The 10,181-nt window shown below is 36.3% G+C and carries 10 protein-coding genes; 4 read left to right on the top strand and 6 right to left on the bottom strand.

The features are described from left to right. Positions 1–133: 133 nt before the first annotated feature. The gene (locus VJJ26_00845; GenBank protein HLC06709.1) at positions 134–493 is read right to left on the bottom strand and encodes a hypothetical protein; all 360 of its coding nucleotides are present in this window, start codon (positions 491–493) and stop codon (positions 134–136) included. A 350-nt stretch (positions 494–843) separates the two neighbouring features. Next, on the bottom strand, positions 844–3,369 hold the full coding sequence (locus tag VJJ26_00840; protein ID HLC06708.1) for a hypothetical protein: 2,526 nt from the start codon (positions 3,367–3,369) through the stop codon (positions 844–846). Between the two features lie 131 nt (positions 3,370–3,500). Here VJJ26_00840 and VJJ26_00835 point away from each other — a divergent pair, with 131 nt between their 5' ends. From VJJ26_00835 to VJJ26_00825, 3 genes are read left to right on the top strand one after another with little or no spacing between them, the layout of a single operon-like run. Then, a complete protein-coding gene (locus VJJ26_00835; protein HLC06707.1) occupies positions 3,501–4,292 on the top strand; it encodes a transporter substrate-binding domain-containing protein in 792 nt (263 codons plus the stop codon). Then, entirely contained in the window at positions 4,289–4,951 is a 663-nt protein-coding gene (locus tag VJJ26_00830) for an amino acid ABC transporter permease (GenBank protein HLC06706.1), read from the top strand. Before VJJ26_00835 ends, VJJ26_00830 begins: the two co-directional genes overlap by 4 nt. Continuing rightward, positions 4,938–5,654: an amino acid ABC transporter ATP-binding protein gene (locus VJJ26_00825; GenBank protein HLC06705.1), complete on the top strand. Its 717-nt coding sequence runs from the start codon at positions 4,938–4,940 to the stop codon at positions 5,652–5,654. Before VJJ26_00830 ends, VJJ26_00825 begins: the two co-directional genes overlap by 14 nt. Before the next feature lie 730 nt (positions 5,655–6,384). Here the strand turns inward: VJJ26_00825 and VJJ26_00820 are convergent. Both VJJ26_00820 and VJJ26_00815 read right to left on the bottom strand, forming a co-directional pair. After that, the gene (locus tag VJJ26_00820) at positions 6,385–6,960 is read right to left on the bottom strand and encodes a hypothetical protein (GenBank protein ID HLC06704.1); all 576 of its coding nucleotides are present in this window, start codon (positions 6,958–6,960) and stop codon (positions 6,385–6,387) included. Between the two features lie 163 nt (positions 6,961–7,123). Beyond that, positions 7,124–8,311 (bottom strand): peptidoglycan DD-metalloendopeptidase family protein, encoded by a 1,188-nt coding sequence (locus VJJ26_00815; protein ID HLC06703.1) that lies wholly within the window; start codon positions 8,309–8,311, stop codon positions 7,124–7,126. A 135-nt stretch (positions 8,312–8,446) separates the two neighbouring features. Here VJJ26_00815 and VJJ26_00810 point away from each other — a divergent pair, with 135 nt between their 5' ends. After that, the gene (locus VJJ26_00810) at positions 8,447–9,721 is read left to right on the top strand and encodes a GIY-YIG nuclease family protein (protein ID HLC06702.1); all 1,275 of its coding nucleotides are present in this window, start codon (positions 8,447–8,449) and stop codon (positions 9,719–9,721) included. A 1-nt stretch (position 9,722) separates the two neighbouring features. Here VJJ26_00810 and VJJ26_00805 read toward each other — a convergent pair whose 3' ends face one another. Both VJJ26_00805 and VJJ26_00800 read right to left on the bottom strand, forming a co-directional pair. Next, positions 9,723–9,863 (bottom strand): nucleotidyltransferase substrate binding protein, encoded by a 141-nt coding sequence (locus tag VJJ26_00805; protein HLC06701.1) that lies wholly within the window; start codon positions 9,861–9,863, stop codon positions 9,723–9,725. Beyond that, positions 9,851–10,093 carry a nucleotidyltransferase domain-containing protein gene (locus tag VJJ26_00800; protein HLC06700.1) on the bottom strand — a complete coding sequence of 81 codons (243 nt, stop codon included), beginning with the start codon at positions 10,091–10,093 and terminating at the stop codon, positions 9,851–9,853. The genes VJJ26_00805 and VJJ26_00800 overlap by 13 nt, the downstream gene beginning before the upstream one ends. Between the last annotated feature and the right edge of the window lie 88 nt (positions 10,094–10,181).

Here is a 10,181-nt window from a genome sequence, read left to right as displayed (position 1 = left end):
TCAAATATTGTCGTCATATATTTTCCTATTTCGCCGTCAAGCTAATAGAAAAATATATACGACAATTTTTTTTATGGAATCCGAGGGCCAAGCCTTGATAGTCACACTAGTAAAACTAGTGGTTTACCTGTCTTTAATTACCACTTCCCCCTAATTGTTTATGAAGAAATTCTTCAAAGGCTTTGCCTCGTTCTTGCATTATTCTTCCTCCAGATTTTTGTGCAGTCGAAGCAATAGATTTGGTTTCTGAATTAGCCAAAGTCGCTGCGGTAGCCTCAGCGCCCTCTTGAATAGCCATTTTGCCAACACCAGCAACTTCAATAACATATTCTTTCGTAAAAAGTTGACCGTTTTCAGTCATGTTGGCCAACTCTTTTATGAATGCATTATTTGTTATACTCGCAAACTCACCAACAGCATGAAATATCAATGTATCCAAAATCATCGTAGTTCCTATTTCGGTACCATTTTCGATGATTTGTTGCCAAGACATAGCTTTCAATTTGCTATGAATTTGTTTCCATGATTTCTTCGCTTACTTGTACAATGATTAGAATCTATATATATCCTAAATTTTCTATTTCAGAATTCTCATACGTTAAGCCGTGCTCTTTAAGAAATGTTGACAGATCTTTAAAATTTTCAATACTGATTACATTTCTATTTGTCCAACAAGCATCGCATTCATCGCATATATATAATTCAATTTCCAAATTAACGACCCTTGCTCTGTAAATTAATCCTTGTTCATCACATCGTGGACATATCATATTCTTTTTCCTTTCATTATTTATAATTTTATTGGATAAGCTGTTAGTATGTCAGATGTTCCTGGTATTATTATTATTTTACTCCCGATTCCCCATCTAGACCGATAATTCTTTTCATATCAACTATATGCGCACCTAAATCGGATTTGATCGGATCTCCTTTCATAAGCCAAGCCTCATCAATTAATGCCAAAATTTCATGTTCAGGAACATTAAAAACTGTATGCTTCTTTTTTGCCAAATTAGCTGTTGAATGACTTAATACATGGTTAATGCGATTACCATACTCCTTATCAGGTTTATAAAACAAACTGGTGGGAGATTCCCAAATATTATCTCCCCCTGATTTTAAAATAAATCCATGTTCTTTCATTTTTCGAATTTTTTCAAGTGTGGCTGCACCCTTTTCACAAATATTGGTTAAAGGCATCACTTCTTCAGCACTCATCTCGCCAATTTTAGAAACTTCAGACTGTTTTGCAATAGTAGACTGTTTCGAAACTGTAGCTGTCTTAGGAGCGTTACTTGGAATAGTCTCAGATTTTGAAATATTTTTTGTAAGATCACCCACCTCATTCATGCTTTCAAACATGGTAGCGGTGGCATCAGCGCCCTCTTGAATAGCCATTTTGCCAACACCAGCAACTTCAATAGCATATTCTTTCGTAAAAAGTTGACCGTTTTCAGTCACGTTGGCCAACTCTTTGATGAATGCATTACTTGCTATACTCGCAAACTCACCAATAGCATGAAATGCTAATGTATCCAAAATCATCGTAGTTCCTATTTCGGTACCATTTTCGATGATTTGTTGCCAAGTCATAGCGTCTAACTTGTCATGAGTTTTGCACATTAATTCAAAAGCTGCCTTTACTTGAGCTTGTGTATGCAATCGATCCCGCTCTTCCAATTGTCTCATTACATCTGATCCTGGTATCAGATCTGCAATAGCTGCGCAATATTTTTCTAGATCATCAAGTACCATAACCTTAGCGCATGACAATCCCATCTGCACACTACCGATTGCCATATCTTTCCAATGCTCAATACTTAGAGCGTGCTTTATGCCACTCATTATTCCTTCATCAACCGCATAACTAGCATCGTAAAGTACATGCATACTATGAAGAAGAACCTTTGTTGCCGTATCACAAAAATCAGATAGTTCAAAAGCAACAATTGGATTGGATTCTCTCGCAGCTTGATCCGCACGAAGATGTACAAATGGTGATAATATTTGAACGTGATGATCATGACCAAAATTACGATCCAATTCTTGCATAACAGAACGCGATTCAGTGAGTTCTTTGAGTAACTGCTCGTCAAGTTCTAAACCTTGCCTCATTTGAACTTTATTAAGAGCATCAAGACGTTCCTCTAATCTTGCCGAATTATAAGCAGTATCTTTTCGTGATAACCAATCATCTTCGAGTTGGGCAAGAAGAGACGTATCATAAATATTTAAAGAATCTTTTGGTAACGTAATATTCCTGGGAGGTTTCCTTCCAGGTATTTGTTCATCAATACGAGTACTCTGAACAACAGGTTTTGATTTTTTATCAGAGGACTGTGAAGATACCGAAGAAGATGCAAGTTCTTCTTGTGCTTCAAGATGAAGTTCCTCAAATTCTCTTTCTAATTCAAGATCTTTTTGTTTTTGAATCTCAAGCTCTCTTTGTTTCTGGAGTTGAAGTTCGCGTTCTTTCTGAATTTGAAGGTTTCTTTGTTTCTGTAGATCAAATTCTCTTACTTTTTTCTCAATCTGAATTTCGTTATATAATTTTCTTATGCGATTTTCCAATTTCCACGCATGCTGACCTCTAAACCATGCCTCAAGTCTTTGTCCACAAGTATGTCTTGTGATGTCCTTGTATATGCGTTCTATTGCCTCTTCATATCCAGGAATAGTTTTTGCAAACTTTACAAATTCATTGGAAAGATAAAGACGTCGCAAGTTGAGTATGTTTTTTTCAGAATAGCCATGCTCCCAGAAATATCGCGCTAATTGCTGAGCATCATAAAAATAAAGATTAGGTATATGTGGAGAACATGATGTGCCATGCATGTATTGTCTAGCAGAGGATTGAGGTACATTACCATAATCATAAGTTCCCGTAGGACCTTGCACTGCTCCATAGAAACCTGAGCTCTGTTCGGTTGAGGGCGATGAATTGGGTTGATTAGTAGGTTGAGATATAATTGATTCTGATGGTAGCGTAACAGCATTACTATTGGCCCCGCTCATGTCATTTGCAGCTGACTGAGCTATCTCAGAAGATATCTTAGGAAACAATTCAGGGTTTAACGTTATTTGCTCTAAGAGAGGTCCTTTAATTTCAATATAGCCACCTTCCAATATTTTAATACAATTGGGGTAAGACATCATAAGCCAGAAAAAAGGATCATTTTTTATGGTCGAAGTTAGAGTGTTGACGATGACTGGCTCAGGTAGATTGAACATTCCTTTGAGTTTTGAAAAAGAAATACAAGAGATAAAGAGACAAAACAAAATAGCTATTCTTTTGTGCGTCATTGCGACTTTTCCAGTTGTTTTTTGTGTTGTAAAATTATTTTGGAGTAGTGTACATAATTCATTCATCGGAAGCAACACGAAAAGCTTCTATTCTAACTATATAGAGAATATTATTTCATAAGCTTTTTTGACCTCATTCAAAAAAAGAATTACTATTCAAAATAGCAATCAAGCGTATTTAATTGAGAAAGACTTCTATGAAAAAAACATCATTATATATTGTCATAGCACTCATTGCAGCAATTTCAGCTGTAATCTGGTATAGAGCGGAAAAAACAATTACCCCTGAACCAACTCTCGACACTATTATTGTTGGTACCAATGCTGAATTTCAGCCATTTAGCTTTAAACATAATGATCAAATTGTCGGCTTTGATATTGATGTTATACAAGAAGTGTTTAAGCGGCTTGGCAAACAAATCACCTTAAAAGATATGCCATTTGATGCCTTAATCCCCGAAATTCAGATCGGTAATATCCACGTGATTGCAGCAGGAATAACGCCAACAGAAGAACGTGCTCAACGGGCGTTATTTACTCATCCTCACTTAACTGGTAATCCCCTTGTAATTATCAGCTCTAAAAAGACTTCCCTAGATTCGGAAGGACAAGCACTAACCAAACTTGAAGACCTTGCAGGCAAAACAGTTGTTGTTAACGAAGGATACTTATCCGATTCATTCATGTCTGAGCAACCTGGGGTAGAGTTGCTTCGTCTTTCTTCTCCATTGGTGAGTGATGGAATGCTAGCATTGCAGAGTAGCAGAGCTGATGCTTTTGTTACCGCATCCCACTCAATAAAGCCTTATTTTGAAAAATATAGCATTGATGATTTTAATGTAATACCAATTCCAAATACGCAAGAAACGAGTGCTTTTGCAATATCCAAACATTATCCAGATCTACGCAGAGATATTCAAGTTACTCTTAATGATGTGGAAAAAGATGGTACACTTGCGGCAATCAAAACTAAATGGAATCTTTTATGATTATAGATTTTAATCTTATTATTGAATACGCGCCAGTATTGCTACAAGGGCTTGTTGTTACCTTGCAAATTGCTGCTGCTGGCTGCTGCATTGGGCTTGTACTCGGTACCATACTTGCACTAATGCAAACAAGCCACAATACATTGTTACGTTTATTCGTGAATGTGTATGTGGTAATTATTCGCGGTACTCCGATGCTTATTCAAATTTTGTGCGCTTACTTTTTATTGCCACAAATTGGCATTCATATTCCTGCTTTTTGGACAGCAATTATTGCAATAGGATTGAACAGTGCTGCATATATCAGCCAAGTAATACGATCAGGAATATCATCGGTTGGTATTGGTCAAGTTGAAGCAGCAAAAGTACTTGGCTTTTCGACAGCCGATACAATTAGATACATTGTATTACCACAAGCATTACGCACAACGTTGCCGGCTCTTGGTAATGAATTTGTTACCTTAATAAAAGATTCTGCACTTGCATCACTCATTGGTGTATCAGAACTAACCAAGCAAGCTAATTTTGTAAAGAGCAAAACATTTGATGCAATTACCGTCTATTTTGCCGTTGCAATTCTGTATCTTATTCTCACCTCAACAGTCTCGTTCCTTGTTGCACGCCTAGAAAAAAGGATGAACATTCATGCTCAAGATTAATCAACTCAATAAATCTTTTAACACAAAAAAAATTCTTAACAACATTAATCTCACGGTAAAAAAAGGTGAAATTGCTCTGTTCTTGGGCTCATCCGGCGTGGGTAAATCAACACTGCTGCGTATCTTAAACAACCTAGAAACTGTTAACAGCGGAACAATTTCTTTAGATGATAAAACATTAAACCTTGCTACCATTAACACAACACATACGGTTGGCATGGTGTTTCAACACTTTAATCTTTTTGATCATCTTACGGTGGAACAAAACATCACACTGCCACTGGAAAAAGTACTAAAAAAAAGCTCTGCTGATGCAACAAAAATAGCCCGTCATTTATTACAGCGCTATGGCTTATTGGATAAAAACAATAAATACGCATCGCAACTTTCTGGCGGACAAAAACAACGCCTTGCAATTGCACGCGCAATTGCGATGGAGCCAAAAATAATTTGCTTGGATGAACCAACATCAGCGCTTGATCCTGTACTGACTTCATACGTTGCAAACAATATTCAACAATTAGCAACTGATGGCTACATTGTTCTTGTTGCAACGCATGATACTGGGTTACTTGAAAAACTTAATTGCACTATTTATTTGATGAGTGAAGGTGCAATTATAGAAACTGCACAATCAGAAAATTTACGAAACAATCCTGATAATTTTCCAAAAATTAAGAAATTCATCGCGGGACATGAATAATAAACATTAGATCAATTGTCAAGCACAGTGTTTTTAATCGATAAACACAAAAAACCCCACGCTTTTTAAGGCATGGGGGTTTTAATCTATTAAACCATCATAAATTATTAAAAACCTTTTTTCTCTATGACCGTCTCTATTTACGTCTCGCTCTAATTTCTCAATAGGTACTATAACATGTTGTAAGAATTGGCAGAAAAATGATTAAGAAATTATTTTTTGTTATTTTTTGCATTATGTAAGATCCTTATGTTTATTTTTAGCTTATAAACCTCTACGATCTGACATTTTTTTCAATTCATCAAGAGTAATTTTATCTCGTACGATTTGCATCTTTTCCCTTTCAGCCGACCAATTCCATGTACTTTTCCAGTATATACCAGGTTGCTATATTTTGTCTTGCCTCATCTTAACCATCAACTTGACAAAGCACTAGACGACTGTTAGCATTAGGCAAATATTTAAAAGAAACATAAAAAACGTCCCTAACTGAACAATGCTTTAATGTATTGTTCACCCCCCTAACCCTTCAGCTTATTCAAAGTTGAAGGGATTTTTATTTTTCCACTGCACGCTTGACCCTTCAACAGGTTCAGGGTGAGCGCGGGGGATTTTTTTAAGCTTTTCCGAAAAATTCAACCTTATCTAAAAACAAGAGATGTAACTTTCCTAATTAAATGAATTATCCCCGCGCTCATCCTGAACTTGTTGAAGGATCGTAGCGCGAAGATTATTTCTTTATAGTAATCAATCCAACATCGCAACTCATCTGAAACAAATCATCTTTTACACGCGTTAGAGCAACCCGAGAAAGAGTAATCATTTGTTGTGATTCTTTGATTGTTTTTAAAAAAGATATAATTTTTTCAAGAGATCCTGTCATCGCACAATGTGCTGAATCTTTGGTATACCATGCCTTATCTTTATCTTTACACGATCCGTATGTAGTAAGCGTAAGTCCTGATTTTGTAATGGTATCCAATATAAATTGCATAGATTTATGGCATTGTTCCTCACGTTTATCAGCAGACATTGCATGTTCCGCAATGTTCTTTTTGCCAGTTTCGACTAACAATAACAATTCTTGACCGCTTTTATCCGCCTGGCCAATTTCTGCATACTGCTTTTGCAAACGCGCACTTTCTGCCTTATACAAAATAATATGTGCACTTAGTGGCGTATATATACCATAAAAACAAATACCCGCTAAGCTCGCCACAATAAAAAACGTCGCTATATAGCGACGCTGAGAACTTGTATGTGCAATATAATTGTACACTGCGTTATTGCGTGGAATAAAATACATTACAACTCCTTTTTTTGTTCCGTTCGAGTAACCCTTCGACAAGCTCGGGGCGAACGGAAAAAATTAGTTCGCGAATCTTCTTTCTTGCTTATTCTAAACTTCCTACCCGTTCGTCCTGAGCTTGTCGAAGGAAACGAACGCTAAAGGATGAAAAAAAACTATTCTACATTTTAATCCACTGCATAGGATCAACAGGAGTATTATTGATTCGCATTTCCCAATGCAAATGATACCCAGTCGCAAATCCTGTTTTTCCAATAGTACCGAGCGGATTGCCTTGCATAATTTTTTGTCCAACTTCAATATCAGCAAAATCTTCTAAGTGATAAAAGAGTGACACAATACCAAGACCATGATCAATAATTACCGTGTTACCACTTGGTGCAAATCTATCTTTCAGCACCACAATGCCATCTTGCGGCGCCCACACAACACTACGAGGCATATTGATCACATCAACGGCTTTGTGTGCATAACGTCCCTTATGCTGTGTTGTACGAATGGTTCCATACTCACAGGTAGTACGCTGAATTTCTATCGGTGCGCAAAATGTTCCGCGCCATAATTTTTCGCGTGGCGACTGTGTTGATAATTGTGCAATTTCATCTTCTAAGCCTTTACCATCACGCCCCAACGCTTTTTCTTCTTGCACTTTGTCAGATGTTACCGTAATTACTTCTTTTTTAAATGGATACACAACAACCTGAAACTTATTATCAAGATGCAATGCGTTACCTACCTTATCTTCTATATCCACGGAAAAAAGATATTCACTTGGTTGCTCTTCGCATTCGATAGGAATAAAACATTCATATATTTTTGAATTTTTAGCCTCAGGGAAACATTCAAATACGCGTGACAGGGTATTAATATATGCATGTTTTATTTCTTTATTTACCTGAAATTGAACGTGTAATGTTCTTCCCTGAAACACTTTGTGTGGCGCTCCAGTTTTTACAAACACTGCTTGCAACGGTAAATTGTCAACATAAAAATCACAACTCAAAGCAACCTTATTACGATTAAAAGTACTATCAGCAAATTCTGCTTTTAATACATGCTTACCATTGCTTAATGTTTTAGTCGGTATAGCAAATGATTGACCTTCCTGATGCGCTTTAATTCTTACATTATTGGTCAAACCTTGACCATCAAGCCACAATGAAATATCTCCGGTTTTATCGGCTTGCACACAACAGCGCACATCACCTGAATAGTAACAATTTTCATTAATGCCATTAACCGCAACGCACGCAATTGTTGTATCTAAAAAATAAGCATATGCCTGCCAACCAACCCACAATGCAATTAATAACGCAATAACTTTAGGAGCATGTCTAAAAAGATTCATGTAATACCTCAAGATTCAAAAAATGTAAAAATAAATATTAGTTAGTATAGTTATTTTTAAACCGAAGGTAAAAACTAAAAACAGCACATCAAATTACCATTAGTAATTATACCCTATCCGTGCTACACTATAAATATGAAAATAACCACAAAAAAACTTGAAAAATCAATCCCAAAGCTCACCGGCGTCTATTTTTTTAAAGACGCTCAAGGTGCATTTATCTATATTGGCAAAGCCAAAAACTTGCATCTGCGGGTTAATTCCTATTTCAAAAAATACAGCACCGATTGGAAGATCAACCAACTTATTAACGAATATGCTGACGTAGACTACATTTTGACACCCACTGAAACAGAAAGCTTGCTTCTAGAAGCTGAATTGGTACAAAAACATAAGCCAAAATTCAATGTGCTACTCAAAGAAGGCCAACCTTTTTTATACATTCTTTTTACACCGCACGAGGTTCCAACTATTGAGCTGGTCCGCAACAAAAAGAAAAAAGGAACCTATTTTGGCCCCTTTTTAGAAAAAACTCCCGCGCGCAAAACGTACCATTTTTTAATGCAAACGTTCCGATTAAATCTCTGCAACAAAAAAATAGAGCTTGGATGTTTAGACTATCACATTGGCAACTGCGCAGGTAGCTGTAAGCCAGATTTTGATCTGACTGATTATATTTTCCGTATTTCTCTCGCAAAAGAAGCACTTAAAAATAACCAGGATGGTTTTATACAACAGATTAAAGATCAGATGAAAAAATATAGTGTTGAATTTGCATTTGAAAAAGCGAAGCGTCTGAACGAATATCTACACAACGTCGATACCATTTTTGCAACACTCAACACACACTTCAGCGCGGATAAATTTGCGACTGATATTTTTGTCGTAAGTACACAAACACCATATACATCGGATAATGATGCAACAATTAATACGGATTTACAGAAATTTTTAGGTTTTCCAACACCAGTGCGAACCATTGATTGTTTTGATATTTCGCATTTTCAAAGTAGCTACTTAGTTGGCTCATGCGTACGATTTACAGATGGCAAACCAGAAAAACATGCTTTTCGACATTTCAAAATTAAAACATTAACAGAACAAAATGATTACGCCGCACTACAAGAAATTATAGAGCGGCGCTACAAAAATAAAACTGACATTCCTGATCTTATTGTTATTGATGGTGGCAAAGGACAACTAAGTGCTGCGCAACACATTTTACCACATGCACCAATGGTAAGCTTAGCAAAGCGCGAAGAAACGTTATACGGACCACAATTTCCACAAGGTATTCGTCTTGATTTGCAAACAAATGTTGGCAGATTACTGATCGCATTGCGCGATTATGCGCACCATTTTGCGGTTAGTTATCATCGATTAAAAAGAAAAAAGAGCTGGCAGGAATAATTTATTCACCCCATCTTTTTTGCATACGTTCTGCTATTTTTTGCATTAATTCATAATATTCTGGTATTTTATGCACAATTTTATCTGCCATAGCTTCATGGTAAGTATGAGATATTTTATTTCTTGCCTCTACAATATCCATACATTCATCACCTTCAGACTCAGATAATCTGAATCTTCTAAGTCTCCCTCGATTTTGCTCATCAATAAATTATCTATTTTACTTCCCGTGTCCAATGCAACATCTATGTCAGAACCTTCTTTAGCATCACCACGGGCACGAGAACCATACAATATAATTTTTGCATTCGGTACATACCGCAAAATAATGGGAACAATAATATTTTTATATTTTTCTAGTCTGCTTTCCACATCAATATCCTAATTTTTTGCTTTTTTATTCACCACAATAGAAAAAATACTTTTTTCCTATAATATTAGTACAGATTACAAAAACATT

It is taken from the genome of Candidatus Babeliales bacterium (assembly GCA_035288105.1).
In the GTDB taxonomy this organism is placed as follows: domain Bacteria; phylum Babelota; class Babeliae; order Babelales; family Vermiphilaceae; genus SOIL31.
This window is presented reverse-complemented; position numbering and strand designations above follow the sequence as displayed.